This window comes from Paraburkholderia sp. MPAMCS5 (assembly GCF_036016995.1).
In the GTDB taxonomy this organism is placed as follows: domain Bacteria; phylum Pseudomonadota; class Gammaproteobacteria; order Burkholderiales; family Burkholderiaceae; genus Paraburkholderia.
Window position 1 is genome coordinate 401182 of sequence record NZ_JAYXBK010000006.1, and the last position, 12911, is coordinate 414092.

Consider the following 12911-nt stretch of genomic DNA (forward strand, 5'->3'; position numbering starts at 1 on the left):
TTCGGTTCGATGCCGTTTTTGTTTGGGCCTCGCGTTCACCTGCGTCTTCAACCTCTAACGTTCAATTCGATTCATGCGCTACTGGCTAATGAAGTCCGAACCGGACGAAGCAAGCATCGACCATCTCGCCCACGCGCCGCATCGAACGCTGCCGTGGACCGGCGTGCGCAACTATCAGGCGCGCAACTTCATGCGCGACGTGATGCAGGTCGGCGACGGCGTGCTGTTCTATCACTCGAGTTGTCCCGAGCCCGGTATTGCGGGCCTCGCCGAAGTGGCGTCCACCGCTTATCCCGACCCGACTCAGTTCGACAGGAAGAGCCCGTACTACGACGCGAAGTCATCGCAGGAAACGCCGCGCTGGCTGCTCGTCGATGTCGTGTTCAAGAAGAAGATTCCGCTCATTTCACTCGCCGCTTTGCGCGAGCACGAAGAACTTAAAGACATGCGCGTGCTCGCGAGAGGCAACCGTCTGTCGATCACGCCCGTGACCGAAGCCGAGTGGCGCTTCATCACGACTCGGCTCGCTTGAGCCTGCCGTCTCGCGACACAGCAAAGGTTGCAGCAAGGTGAAATCGGGGAACCAAGGCTAGATGACAGGCGCCTAAAGAACCTGCCACGACCTGCGATGCGCAAGGCGCGTGCCACGGCGCGGCGCTTTATGCAAAGCCTGCGCAACCCTGTTCCAGCAAGGAGTCCAACAATGACGAAAACCACCGCACGTGCACTCGCTTTCGCGCTTGTCTGCGCCGCGCCCGCCGCGCTCGCGCTCACACCCGTCGCCGCGCGCGCGCAAACTGTCGCGCCGTATCAACCGGCCGGCGTGCTGTCGCTGAATGCACAGGCGAGCGCGGAAGTGCCGCAAGACGTTGTCGATATCACGCTCTTTTACGAGCAGGAAGCGAGCGATCCGTCGGCGCTCACGTCAACGCTCAATCAGCGCGCCGATTCGGCGCTGCAAAAAGCCAAGGGCGTGAGCGGCGTGACCGCGCGCACGGGCTCGTTCTCGATTTATCCGTCCACCGATCGCGACGGGCGTATCTCCGCATGGCGCGGCCGCACGGAGATCGTGCTGGAATCGCACGACTTCGCCGCGGCGTCGAAGCTCGCGGGGCAAATGGCGTCCATCATGCAGGTCGGCAACGTGCAGTTCTCGCTGTCGCCCGCCGCGCAGCGCGCCGCCGAACAGAAGCTCACCGCCGACGCGATCCGGTCGTTTCGCGAGCAGGCAGCTTCGTCCGCGCAAGCGTTCGGCTACAGCGCCTATTCGATTCGCGAGGTCAATGTCGGGCACAACGGCGTGATGCCGCGCCCCGTCATGATGATGAGCGCGCGCGCCATGAGCGCCGACGCCAAGATGTCGGCGCCGGTGCCGATCGAAGGCGGCACGTCGACGGTGACGGTCAACGTGTCGGGGTCGGTGCAGATGAAATAACGCACCGCCGTTTCGGTTTCGCTGCACATGAAAACGCCACGGCATGCCGTGGCGTTTTTTTTCAAACGTGGGTCACGCGATGCATTAAACACCGCGCGTTAAAACCGCGCATCAGGACAGCGCGCGCGCCTGTTCGCTGCGGCCACGGCGATACGACCACACGAGCATGGCGATGCCCACGAGAATCATTGGCAAGGAGAGCCACTGGCCCATTGAAAGGCCCATGGCAAGCAGTCCGAGGAAGTCGTCCGGTTCACGCGCGAATTCCACAGTGAAGCGCGCGAGACCATAACCGATCAGAAACACCGCGGAAATCGCGCCGAGCGGCTTCGGCTTGCGCGAGAAGAAGAACAGCACGAAGAACAGCGTGACGCCTTCCAGCGCGATCTCGTACAACTCCGACGGGTGACGCGGCAGCATGTGATATTGCGCGAACACTTCGTTCAGATGCCATTGCGCGGCGAGCTGCGGATGCGCGGAAAGCCACGCGGCGTCGTCCGGCGCAGCGCCGGGGAAAAGCATCGCCCAAGGCGAGGCGGGATCGGTCACGCGGCCCCACAACTCGCCGTTGATGAAGTTGCCAAGACGCCCCGCCGCGAGTCCGGTCGGCACCATCGGCGCAACGAAGTCCGTGACTTGCAGCCACGAGCGCTTGCGCTGCCACGCGAAGAGCACCATGGCGAACGTCACGCCGAGGAAGCCGCCGTGAAACGACATGCCGCCTTCCCACACCTTGAAGATGTCGAGCGGATGCGCGAAGTAAAAGCTCGCCTTATAGAACAGCACATAGCCGAGCCGGCCCCCGAGAATCGTGCCGAGCACGCCGTAAAACAGCATGTCGTCGATGTCTTTGGCTGTCCAGCCTTGTGCCGCGACGTACGGCAAACGCAAGCGCAGGCGGCCGACGACGATCGCCGCGATGAACGCGACGAGGTACATCAGTCCATACCAGCGCACGGCGAGCGGCCCCAGATGAATGGCAACGGGGTCGAAATTCGGGTGAATGAGCATCGTGTTGTTATGGGCAGTTCGGGTTCGGAGACAAAATTTGTATGACTAACGAGACTTGCGGCGACTTGCGCCGCATGCTTTGGACGGCTCGGCGGCCAATGCGTTCGCCGCCCGGCTAAACAGGCGGCGCGGCGGCTTGCGCTTCGAGCGTGGCCGCATGCGCCCGCACGATGTCGATGAAGCCCGCGAGCACCGGCGTGACCTCGGCGGTGCGCCAGACGAGACCGGTCTCGACAGCGGGCACGGACTCGGCCAACGGCCGGTACACGACGCCGGTGCGGCGCAGGTTACGCAAGGATTGCGGCACCAGTGCGACACCCATGCCGGCCGACACGAGGCTCACGATGGTCTGCATCTGGATCGCCTCCTGCCCGACCCGAGGCGCGAGCCCCGCCACGCCGTAGCAATCCATAATGATGTCATAAAAGCCCGGCGCCAAACGTCTTGGGAAAATCACGAGCGGCACATCGGCGAGTTCGCGCAGGCTGACCGGCGCGTCGAGCCACTCGGCGTGCGGGTCGTCGGCAACGCGGGCCGCGTCGGCCAGACCCGCCGCCGTCTCGGTCGACATGGCGATCACCAGCGGCTCCCGCGTGATCGGCAGCCAGGAAAGCTCGGTGGCGTGGCGCAGCGGCACCGGCGCGATCACGAGGCCGGCGTCGATGCGCCCCGCAACGAGTTCCTCCACCTGCACGTCGCTGGTGGCCTCGGTCAGTTCGAGCCGCACGCGCGGACGGCGCGCGCCGAATTCGCGCAGCAGCAGCGGCAATAAGCCGTAGTCGGCCGTCGAGACGAAGGCCAGCGACAGCACGCCCGCCTCGCCGCGCGCGAGGCTCTGCGCCAGCGGCCGCAAGCCCTCGGCACTTGCGAGCAGGCGCTGCACTTCGGGCAGCAGATCGGCGCCCACCGGCGTCAGCTCGACCGAGCGCTTGGTGCGCGCGAACAGTTCGACGCCGAGCGTCTCCTCCAAAGCGCGAATGGCCTGCGAGAGCGGCGGCTGCGTCATCGACAGACGCGCGGCGGCGCGGCCGAAGTGCTTTTCTTCGGCGACGGTCACGAAATAGCGCAACTGGCGGAGATCGGGAATGGCGGACAGCATGACTAATACATTTTACGACCTAATAGGCCGTCAATAATATATTGGACACGCGTTTCGCAAAACTGCACGCTTCTCCTACCCGTCGGAACTACACTGGACTGACGAGCAAAACTACACAGAGACTGGAGCTCCCCATGGCATACAACCGTCGTTCGAAGAACATCACGCAGGGCGTGGCGCGTTCGCCGAACCGCTCGATGTATTACGCGCTCGGCTATCAGAAGGAGGATTTCGACAAGCCGATGATCGGTATCGCGAATGGCCATTCGACCATCACGCCGTGCAATGCCGGGCTACAGCGGCTCGCCGACGCCGCCGTGGCCGCCGTCAAGGGCGCGGACGCGAATCCGCAGACCTTCGGCACGCCGACCATTTCGGACGGCATGTCGATGGGCACCGAAGGCATGAAGTACTCGCTCGTGTCGCGCGAAGTCATCGCCGACTGTATCGAGACCTGCGTGCAGGGCCAGTGGATGGACGGCGTGGTCGTGATCGGCGGTTGCGACAAGAACATGCCGGGCGGCATGATCGGCCTCGCGCGCATGAACGTGCCGGGCATCTACGTGTATGGCGGCACGATCCGTCCGGGCAACTGGAAAGGCACGGATCTCACCATCGTGTCGTCGTTCGAGGCGGTCGGCGAATTCACGGCGGGCCGGATGTCGCAGGAGGATTTCGAAGGGGTCGAGAAAAACGCGTGTCCGTCCACGGGCTCGTGCGGCGGCATGTACACCGCCAACACGATGAGTTCGTCGTTCGAGGCGCTCGGCATGTCGCTGCTGTATTCGTCGACCATGGCGAACCCCGACCAGGAAAAGGTGGACTCGGCGGCAGAATCGTCACGCGTGCTCGTCGAAGCGGTGAAGCGGGATTTGAAGCCGCGCGACATCATCACGAAGAAGTCGATTGAAAACGCCGTGGCGCTGATCATGGCGACGGGCGGCTCGACCAACGCCGTGCTGCATTATCTGGCGATCGCGCATGCCGCCGAAGTGGAGTGGACCATTGAAGACTTCGAGCGCATGCGCAAGAAAGTGCCGGTGATCTGCGACCTGAAGCCCTCGGGCAAATATGTCGCGACCGACCTGCACAAGGCCGGCGGCATCCCGCAAGTCATGAAAATTCTGCTCGACGCGGGTCTCCTGCACGGCGACTGCATCACCATCACGGGCAAGACGCTGGCCGAGGAACTGAAGGACGTGCCGGGCAAACCGCGCGCCGATCAGCAGGTGATCTTTCCGGTGGACAAGGCGCTGTACAAGGAAGGCCATCTCGCGATTCTGAAGGGCAACCTCGCGGTGGACGGCGCGGTCGCGAAAATCACCGGCCTCAAGAATCCGGTCATCACGGGCCCCGCGCGCGTGTTCGACGACGAGCAAAGCGCGATGGATGCGATCCTCGCCGACAAGATCAAGGCCGGCGACGTCGTGGTGCTGCGCTACCTCGGCCCGAAGGGCGGGCCGGGCATGCCGGAGATGCTCGCGCCGACGTCGGCGATCATCGGCAAGGGGCTAGGCGAAAGCGTCGGCCTCATCACCGACGGGCGCTTCTCGGGCGGCACGTGGGGCATGGTGGTCGGGCACGTCGCGCCGGAAGCGTTCGTGGGCGGCACGATCGGCCTCGTGCAGGAAGGCGACTCGATCACCATCGACGCGCACCAGTTGCTCTTGCAACTGAATGTCGACGACGCCGAACTGCAGCGCCGCCGCGCCGCATGGCAGCAGCCGAAGCCGCGTTACACGCGCGGCGTGATGGCGAAGTATTCGGCTCTCGCGCAACCCGCCAACAAGGGCGCGGTGACAGGCTGACGCGCCGCAAGCCCCGCCGAAGCCCTACGTAAAAGCGAAAGGGGCGCATGGAAAACCGTGCGCCCCTTTCCTTTTATAATGCTCGCACCACAAGTCGGGCAACTGCACCGGCGGAGACCAGAATGAAATCAATGTCTTATGCGGCGCTCGCGGCGGCTGTTGCGTTCGCCGCCATGTCGCTTGGCGTCAGTCCCGCAGCGCGTGCCGAGGCCGCGGCCGGACTCGCGCTCGCGCAACAGCAGAACTGCATGAGTTGCCACTCGGTGGCGCGCCCGTTCATGGGACCGGCGCTGCACGAGGTCGCCGCGCGCTATGCCGGCCGCCAGGACGCGTCCACTTACCTGAAGCACAAGATTCTGGACGGCAGCAGCGGCGTGTGGGGCCCGGTGCCAATGCCCGCCAATACGCAGCTCACGCCCGAACAGGCGGCCACGCTCGCGAGCTGGGTGCTGACGCTGAAATAATTCACTGAATGGCGCGCCCTGCCGGACGCGCCGCCGGTTCGACTACCGCGCTCACGCGCCGCCGGTACGCCGCGCGATCTCCGCTTCAACCGCCTCCCGCACCCAGCCGGTCATTTCGTTTTCCAGCGTCGACACTACTTCGCGCGTGATCTGATCGACGAGGCGCGCCGTGTGTTCCTGCACAGCGCTGGCGCAGCGTGCCTCGATGATGCCGCGCCCATCGCCCGTGAGAAAACCCGCGACCCGTTCACGCAGCCGCCCGGCGATCAGCTCGGCATCGACGCCGGCGGCCTGTGCTTCCTCGTGATCCCGAACGATGTCCGGGGGCACCGTGGCGCCCGCTTCGAGTGGCGGCGGCGGCTCGCTGCGATCGAACATGCCCGCCGATGCCGCGAGCACTTCGTCATGCGCATGCTGAGCTTCGGCGGCGCGATGCGACAGCACAGGGATGGTCGGATCATCGTGAAGCGCCACATGCGCGGCGGGCGCGACATGAACGGCGGGCTGCGGCGCAAGCACGGGCTCGGGCGCGCGCGTTTGTTCCGGCGTGAGAACGGGTTGGGCCGCGAGTTCGGGTTCCGCCGCGAGGCCGGCTTGGTCGAGTTCTTCTGCTTCGCGCAACGGCGCTTGGGTCGGAACAGCGGCTGGCGTGGCGGTGGGCACTGCGGCCGGCGCGGCAGCGCCGCTTTGCGGCTCGCGCCGTTGGGCCGTGTGGCCTCGCACGAGGATCTCTTGCAGAGTAGGGATCGAGTTATCGTTGGAATCGGGCACGTGCGCTCCTCCGTGTTTGAGTCATGGCGTTCGAGTCATAACGATTGCGTCGTGACGATTGAGTCATAACGATTGCGTCATAACGATTGCGTCATGCCGGAAGCAGGCCGCGTAGGCGCCCGACTCCCTGGACAGGACACAATGCGATGCAAGCGGAAGACCTAGCCGCCCTGCTTGTAGTTGTTCAAAGCATAGCCGCGATCGCGATAGAAACGATAGCGCTCGCGGCCAGCAATGAGTTCATCGTGTGCGTTACCGACCACTTCGAGCAATCTTTCGAAGCGCGCGAATTGCGCGGGCACGGTCGCGCCCAGATTGAGCAGCACCTGATGATGAGGGACGTCGTCGAGATTCGTGGCCAGCACGATCGGCGTTTGCGCGGCGAGCGGCGTGCCCGCCATGCAGTGCGGCACGAAGTCGAGCGCCGAGAAAGTCCACAGCTGTTCGTCGAACGCGCGCAGACGCTCGGGCTCGGCCACCACGATGGTGGGCTGCCCTGCCTGATAAGCCTTGCGCACGAGACGGCATGCATAGAGCAGCGAGTCGCCGACGTTCGAGTGAAAATCGATTCTCGTCATGGGCGGCTCCGCTGGGCGCGCGTGAGCGTGGCGGCGGCCGCCACGCGTGCAACGTTACTGCACTGCGTCATTGCGTTGCGCGACCGTCCGCGGCCCGGTCGATCAGAAACTGCGCGAGCAGCGGCACCGGACGCCCGGTCGCGCCCTTCGCCGCCCCGCTCTTCCAGGCCGTGCCGGCGATGTCGAGATGCGCCCACGGATACGCGTCGGTGAAGCGCGACAGGAAGCACGCGGCAGTGACGCTGCCCGCCGGACGGCCGCCGATGTTGGCGACATCCGCGAAGTTCGACTTGAGCTGATCCTGATACTCGTCGTCGAGCGGCAGGCGCCACGCCGGGTCCGATGCCTCGCGCGAGGCGTCGAGCAGTTCGCCCGCGAGCGCGTCGTCTTTCGAGAACAGGCCGCTGTTGTGATGACCCAGCGCGATGATGCACGCGCCCGTCAGCGTGGCGATGTCGATCACCGCGGCCGGCTTGAAGCGCTCGGCGTAGGTGAGCGCGTCGCACAGAATCAGGCGGCCTTCGGCGTCGGTGTTCAACACTTCGATCGTCAGGCCCTTCATGCTGGTGACGACGTCGCCCGGCTTGGTGGCCGTGCCCGACGGCATGTTCTCGACCGCCGGGATGATGCCGACCACGTTGATCTTCAGGCCCATTTCGGCGACCGCGCGCAACGTGCCGAGCACCGAACCGGCGCCGCACATGTCGTACTTCATTTCGTCCATGCCTTCGCCCGGCTTGAGCGAAATGCCGCCCGTGTCGAACGTCACGCCCTTGCCGACGAGCACCACCGGCGCGGCCTTCGCGGCGCCGCCCTGGTACTGCAGCACGATGAACTGCGCCGGCTCGACCGCGCCCGCCGTGACCGACAGGAACGAGCCCATCTTCAGCGCTTCGCACTGTTTTTCACCAAGCACTTCGACCTTCAGCTTCCAGTCTTTCGCGAGCTTCTTCGCGGTGTTCGCGAGGTAAGTCGGCGTGCAGACGTTGCTCGGCAAATTGCCCAGGTCGCGCGTGAGATCCATGCCGTTGGCCAGTGCGGCGCCCTGCTTCGCGGCCAGCTTGGCGGCCTTCTCGTCGCCGGTATTCACGCTGAAGACGATGCGCTTCAATGCGCGCGCCGAGTTGTCCGGCTTGCTCTTCATTTGCGTGAAGCGGTAGGTCAGTTCGCGCAGCGCGAGGATCGCGGCGCGCACGCCCCAGTCAGCCGAACGCTCGAGGATAGGCAGTTGCGCGAGCGTGAACGTGACCTGCACGACCTTGGTGGCAAGCAGCGCGCGCCACGCGGCGCGCACGGCTTCGCCATAGGCTTTCTGACTGAAAGCGTCCTGTTTGCCGAGGCCGACGAGCAGCACGCGCGATGCGCCGATACCCGAGACTTCATGCAGAAACAGCGTGGCGCCGGCTTTGCCGTCCATGTCACCGGCCTTGATGATGCGAGTCAGCAGGCCCTTGGTCGCTGCGTCGATTTCAAGTGCCGCGCCCGAGAGCGTTTGCGACTCGAACACGCCGATTACGATGCAATCCGATTTCCCGGTCAGGAAACCGTTTGTCGAGCCTTTGGTCCAATCACAGGCTTTTATGCTAAAGTCCATCGCGCTTGTCCTCGGATAAAATCTGGGCTTAGGATGAAGCCGCAATTATCCGCTATTTTTCCCGCGGCGGCTGCACCGGCGGCGTGACGGAAAGCAACCCGCGCGTCGCTGAGAGCGCCCCCTCTCGTCATCAATAATGATCTTCGAACGCTCCCTCCAGCGCGAACTCGCGTATACGGCTGGTGCCGTGTTCATGGTTCTGCTCACGCTCGTGCTGACCACGATGATGATCCGCATCGTCGGCTTCGCGGCCTCGGGCGAGATCGACCCGCGCGACGTGCTGGTCCTGATCGGCCTGACCGTGATCGGCTATCTCGCCATCATGCTCGTCGCGACGCTCTTCGTGTCGATCCTGTTCGTGCTGACACGCTGGTACAAAGACTCCGAGATGGTCGTTTGGCTCTCCTCGGGCGTGAGCCTCACGCAATTCATCAAGCCGGTCGGCATCTTCGCCACGCCGATCGTCATCCTCATCATGTTCTTCGTGTTCGTCGGCTGGCCGTGGTCGAATCAGCAAAGCAAGCTGATTCGCGCGCGTTTCCAGCAGCGCGACGAAGTGTCGTTGCTCGCGCCCGGCCAGTTCCGCGAATCGCCGAGCACGCACCGCGTGTTCTTCATCGAGAAGATGTCGCCCGATCAGGGTCACGTGGAGAACGTGTTCGTGACCAGCACCGAGAACGGCAAGGTCAACGTGGTCGTGTCGAAGAACGGCCATACCGAAACGCACAAGAACGGCGACCGCTTCGTGGTGCTCGAAAACGGCCGGCGTTACGACGGCGAACCGGGGCATCCGGATTTCCGCATCATGGAGTTCGAGCGTTACGGCGTGAAGATCCAGAGCCAGCCGGTCATCAATACGCCGACCACCACCGGCACGCCCACGCTCGCGCTGCTGCGCAATCCCACCAGGGACAATCTCGCGGAATTCGCGTGGCGCGCGGGACTGCCGCTCATCGCGATCAATCTCATGCTGCTCGCCATTCCGCTCGCGCATCAGAACCCGCGGCGCAGCCGCACCATCAATCTCGTGATGGCCGTGCTGATCTATCTGACCTATTCGAATCTGTTGAACGTGGTGCAGTCGTGGATCGAGCAAGGCAAGATGTCGTTCGGATTCGGGCTCGTGAGTCTGCATGCGATCGTCGCGGTGATTGTCGCGTTCATCTTCTGGCTGCGCGTGCGCAACCGGCCGCTTTTCACGCGCGCCATGTTCACGCGTTCGCAGGGAGCCTGATCGATGCGCATCTATGAAAGGTACTTCGCGCGTCAGGTCTACCTCACGTTCATCTTCATTCTGTTCGCGTTTTCGGGTCTGTTTTTCTTCTTCGACCTGATCAACGAACTGAACTCGGTCGGCCACGGCAACTACAAATTCCAGTACGCGGTGCTGCGTGTGGCGCTGCAAACGCCTTCGCGCTTCTACGAGATCATTCCGGTCGCCGCGTTGATCAGCGCGATCTACGTGTTCGCGCAGATGGCGGCCAATTCCGAGTACACGATCTTCCGCGTGTCAGGTCTCGCCACCAATCAGGCGCTGCGTTCGCTGTTGAAGATCGGCATTCCTCTCGTGTTCCTCACGTATCTGATCGGCGAAGTGGTCGGTCCGTACACGGACCAATTGTCGGAGCGCGTGCGGCTGGAGGCGCTGGGCTCCTCGGTATCGAGCAACTTCCAGTCGGGCGTATGGGTGAAGGACACGCTCACCGCGCGCGCGGACGGCGAGCAGGTCACGCGCTTTGTGAACGTCGGCGAGCTGAAGCCCGACGCGACCATCAGCAACGTGCGCATTTACGAGTTCGATTCGAAGTTCCGGCTGTCGAACGTGCGCATTGCGAAGACCGGCGTGTATCAGCCGCCGGGGCATTGGCAACTGACGGGCGTGACCGACACGCAACTGATCGACGTGCCGCCGCCTCCGGGCACGCCGGCCGATGCGCTGAATCCCGTGTATCGCGCGAAGCAGGTGGCGTTGCCCGAGTATTCGCTGCGCTCGGAACTGACGCCGCAGATTTTGTCGGTGTTGCTGGTGTCGCCGGACCGGATGTCGATGTTCAACCTGTTCCGCTACATCCAGCATTTGACGGAGAATCATCAGGACACGCAACGTTACGAAATCGCGCTTTGGCGCAAGCTGCTGTATCCGTTTGCGGTGTTCGTGATGCTGGTGTTGTCGCTGCCGTTCGCGTATCTGCATACGCGTGCGGGTGTCGTCGGCATGAAGGTGTTCGGCGGAATCATGCTCGGCATGAGCTTCCAGTTGTTCAACACGCTGTTCTCGCATATCGGCACACTGAACACGTGGCCTGCGCCGTTAACAGCGGCCACGCCGGGGCTGGTTTATCTCGTGCTGGGCCTCGTCGGGCTGAAGTGGGTCGATCGCCATTAGGAGCCTTTGTCATGGCTGCGCATGGGTTGGTGTTGTTCGGGCATGGCGCGAGAGACGCGCGCTGGCGGGAGCCGTTTGAGAGGCTTGCGCAGAAGCTGCGCGCGGCCCGTGCTTCAGAAGGCGACGACGGCTTCGTGCGGTTGGCTTTTCTTGAGTTGATGGAGCCGGATTTGTCTACCGCCGTGGGCGAGCTGGCTGCGGTTGGATGTGACGTGGTGACTGTCGTGCCGGTTTTCTTTGGGCAGGGTGGGCACATCAGAAAGGACTTGCCGGAGTTGATTCAACGTTGCCGGGAGGGGCAACCTTCGGTCGAGATTCGGTGCGCGGGCGCTGTGGGTGAAGATGAGGGTGTGATTGAGGCTGTGGCCTTGTATTGCCTTCGGCAGGTTTGATTTTTTTTGTTGTTCTGTCTTTGGTTTTTTCTTTGGCCTTTTGGCCTTTTGGCCTTTTGGCCTTTTGGCGTTTTCTTTTGTTTGTGGTCTATTGGCGTTGCCCCTGTGCGGGGAAGTTGATTAGTTTTTCGCGGTATATTTATAGTTAAATTCGTCCACAAAATCAAGGTCTTAAATTCATCCAGGTATTCCTGGGTTTATCTGATTTCACGGCGCGGATTGTCCTTTTTTAGTCCCCGCGTCGCGAACCAGCCACTTGTGGACAAAAAAATGGCGAAGGAACGTATCAACCGCGAACTGATCCGACGGCCATCGGTACGTCACGGCGTTGCCGCAAGTGCGGGCCGATCCGCGTCTGTCCACCTTCCATGCCGCAGCGTTGGCGGCACAGATCCGCGAACAGGAAGCGGCACGCCGCGCTGCCGCCAGACAGCCAGTGGCCCAGCACAGAGCCTCGCGGCGAAAGAGACGGGTCTCCTGGGGCAGGGTAGCGTTCCGGCAGGAACTGGCGCGCGCATTCTTCTGATCGGGAATGAGGCCAGCGACCAGGGGCGCTGGTCCGTCTCCCGGCCTGAAAACCTGCGCGCTTGACGGGCACATCGGCACGCTTGACCCCGAATGGGGTCACTTTAAACTCAAATTCTCCATCCGGACCCCGAACGAATTTGAGAAAAAGACGTGTCGAACAACAGCAAGAAAATCACCCCAACCGAAGTCTCCGAAGAAAAGCCGCTTTGCGTTCCTGCCTGAGTTTTTTGACGACAAGCTGATGATCTACGGCGAACGCCTTGTCTATAGATAATCCCGGTGTCTCTCTTCTGACTATGAGGGCGGGCTGTGGAATTTCTATCACCTGTCGAACGGCAGCGGCTACGTTGCACCGGCTACGGACAGGCGGTTCACGGTCGAGGTCGTGGGTAACGGCTTCGAAGGCGAGGTCAGCGCGGATGGGGCTGGCGTCATCGTGACGATGTTTGCCGCCCTCAACGGAATTATCCATGAGATTGCAGCGCGTGACTGTTGCTACGATGCGCTGATAGACCGCTATTACGCGCTGCGTGAGTTCGCTGCACAGCATGCGGACGCGGTTGCGATCTATCGTGCTATCGACTGACCCTGCCTAGCTTCCGTCCCCGCCCGCCACGCGCGGGCTTTTTTGCGTCTGCATTTCCTTATCGCACGCGGCAGGCAGGCCGCCCAAGGGAACTACCGGGGCCCCTACCTCGCGGTGGAGAACTTCCCTAGGGGGCGGGTCCTTCCCGGACAGCGAAAAACGCGGCGGTAATTGCGCACCGCGTCTTTCCTCCAGCTACAGGGTGCAAAAGGTCTAAGCACTTTGCACGCGGCTGGACGCCTTGACAGACGGGCTATGA

General features: G+C 63.0%; 12 protein-coding genes and 1 pseudogene. 8 read left to right on the plus strand and 5 right to left on the minus strand.

All coding sequences use genetic code 11. From position 1 onward, the window contains the following. Positions 1 to 73 precede the first annotated feature (73 nt). Both VOM14_RS16925 and VOM14_RS16930 read left to right on the plus strand, forming a co-directional pair. Positions 74 to 532 carry an EVE domain-containing protein gene (locus VOM14_RS16925; protein ID WP_327629863.1) on the plus strand — a complete coding sequence of 153 codons (459 nt, stop codon included), beginning with the start codon at positions 74 to 76 and terminating at the stop codon, positions 530 to 532. A gap of 171 nt (positions 533 to 703) precedes the next feature. Further along, positions 704 to 1435 (plus strand): SIMPL domain-containing protein, encoded by a 732-nt coding sequence (locus VOM14_RS16930; RefSeq protein WP_327629864.1) that lies wholly within the window; start codon positions 704 to 706, stop codon positions 1433 to 1435. 111 nt (positions 1436 to 1546) lie between these two features. Here VOM14_RS16930 and lgt read toward each other — a convergent pair whose 3' ends face one another. Continuing rightward, positions 1547 to 2446 (minus strand): prolipoprotein diacylglyceryl transferase, encoded by a 900-nt coding sequence (gene lgt, locus VOM14_RS16935; protein WP_327629865.1) that lies wholly within the window; start codon positions 2444 to 2446, stop codon positions 1547 to 1549. Between the two features lie 115 nt (positions 2447 to 2561). Further along, positions 2562 to 3545, minus strand: a complete 984-nt coding sequence (locus VOM14_RS16940; protein ID WP_327629866.1) for a LysR family transcriptional regulator — start codon at positions 3543 to 3545, stop codon at positions 2562 to 2564. Positions 3546 to 3679: 134 nt separating this feature from the next. On the opposite strand from VOM14_RS16940, the gene ilvD reads away from it, so the two are divergent. Together ilvD and VOM14_RS16950 are read left to right on the plus strand one after the other, a co-directional pair. Then, positions 3680 to 5353: a dihydroxy-acid dehydratase gene (gene ilvD, locus VOM14_RS16945; RefSeq protein WP_327629867.1), complete on the plus strand. Its 1674-nt coding sequence runs from the start codon at positions 3680 to 3682 to the stop codon at positions 5351 to 5353. A 122-nt stretch (positions 5354 to 5475) separates the two neighbouring features. Continuing rightward, positions 5476 to 5817 carry a c-type cytochrome gene (locus tag VOM14_RS16950; RefSeq protein WP_327629868.1) on the plus strand — a complete coding sequence of 114 codons (342 nt, stop codon included), beginning with the start codon at positions 5476 to 5478 and terminating at the stop codon, positions 5815 to 5817. Between the two features lie 51 nt (positions 5818 to 5868). Here VOM14_RS16950 and VOM14_RS16955 read toward each other — a convergent pair whose 3' ends face one another. From VOM14_RS16955 to VOM14_RS16965, 3 genes are all read right to left on the minus strand, one after another. Next, the gene (locus tag VOM14_RS16955; protein ID WP_327629869.1) at positions 5869 to 6588 is read right to left on the minus strand and encodes a DUF2486 family protein; all 720 of its coding nucleotides are present in this window, start codon (positions 6586 to 6588) and stop codon (positions 5869 to 5871) included. A 161-nt stretch (positions 6589 to 6749) separates the two neighbouring features. Continuing rightward, positions 6750 to 7166, minus strand: coding sequence for a DNA polymerase III subunit chi (locus tag VOM14_RS16960; protein WP_327629870.1), 417 nt, complete (start codon positions 7164 to 7166; stop codon positions 6750 to 6752). Between the two features lie 67 nt (positions 7167 to 7233). Beyond that, positions 7234 to 8760 (minus strand): leucyl aminopeptidase, encoded by a 1527-nt coding sequence (locus tag VOM14_RS16965; RefSeq protein ID WP_327629871.1) that lies wholly within the window; start codon positions 8758 to 8760, stop codon positions 7234 to 7236. 136 nt (positions 8761 to 8896) lie between these two features. On the opposite strand from VOM14_RS16965, the gene lptF reads away from it, so the two are divergent. From lptF to VOM14_RS16985, 4 genes and pseudogenes are all read left to right on the plus strand, one after another. Next, positions 8897 to 9994: an LPS export ABC transporter permease LptF gene (gene lptF / locus VOM14_RS16970; protein ID WP_327629872.1), complete on the plus strand. Its 1098-nt coding sequence runs from the start codon at positions 8897 to 8899 to the stop codon at positions 9992 to 9994. A gap of 3 nt (positions 9995 to 9997) precedes the next feature. After that, positions 9998 to 11146 carry an LPS export ABC transporter permease LptG gene (gene lptG, locus VOM14_RS16975; RefSeq protein WP_327629873.1) on the plus strand — a complete coding sequence of 383 codons (1149 nt, stop codon included), beginning with the start codon at positions 9998 to 10000 and terminating at the stop codon, positions 11144 to 11146. Between the two features lie 11 nt (positions 11147 to 11157). Then, entirely contained in the window at positions 11158 to 11538 is a 381-nt protein-coding gene (locus VOM14_RS16980; protein ID WP_327629874.1) for a sirohydrochlorin chelatase, read from the plus strand. Between the two features lie 832 nt (positions 11539 to 12370). After that, positions 12371 to 12652: pseudogene (locus tag VOM14_RS16985) on the plus strand (antirestriction protein); the annotation flags it as partial. Between the last annotated feature and the right edge of the window lie 259 nt (positions 12653 to 12911).

Bases quoted from the DNA above. Each gene is read 5' to 3' on its own strand.
- ilvD (WP_327629867.1), top strand. From the start codon at position 3,680: ATGGCATACAACCGTCGTTCGAAGAACATCACGCAGGGCGTGGCGCGT.
- VOM14_RS16950 (WP_327629868.1), top strand. From the start codon at position 5,476: ATGAAATCAATGTCTTATGCGGCGCTCGCGGCGGCTGTTGCGTTCGCC.
- VOM14_RS16940 (WP_327629866.1), bottom strand. From the start codon at position 3,545: ATGCTGTCCGCCATTCCCGATCTCCGCCAGTTGCGCTATTTCGTGACC.
- VOM14_RS16980 (WP_327629874.1), top strand. From the start codon at position 11,158: ATGGCTGCGCATGGGTTGGTGTTGTTCGGGCATGGCGCGAGAGACGCG.
- VOM14_RS16965 (WP_327629871.1), bottom strand. From the start codon at position 8,760: ATGGACTTTAGCATAAAAGCCTGTGATTGGACCAAAGGCTCGACAAAC.
- VOM14_RS16925 (WP_327629863.1), top strand. From the start codon at position 74: ATGCGCTACTGGCTAATGAAGTCCGAACCGGACGAAGCAAGCATCGAC.
- lptF (WP_327629872.1), top strand. From the start codon at position 8,897: ATGATCTTCGAACGCTCCCTCCAGCGCGAACTCGCGTATACGGCTGGT.
- VOM14_RS16930 (WP_327629864.1), top strand. From the start codon at position 704: ATGACGAAAACCACCGCACGTGCACTCGCTTTCGCGCTTGTCTGCGCC.
- lptG (WP_327629873.1), top strand. From the start codon at position 9,998: ATGCGCATCTATGAAAGGTACTTCGCGCGTCAGGTCTACCTCACGTTC.
- VOM14_RS16960 (WP_327629870.1), bottom strand. From the start codon at position 7,166: ATGACGAGAATCGATTTTCACTCGAACGTCGGCGACTCGCTGCTCTAT.
- lgt (WP_327629865.1), bottom strand. From the start codon at position 2,446: ATGCTCATTCACCCGAATTTCGACCCCGTTGCCATTCATCTGGGGCCG.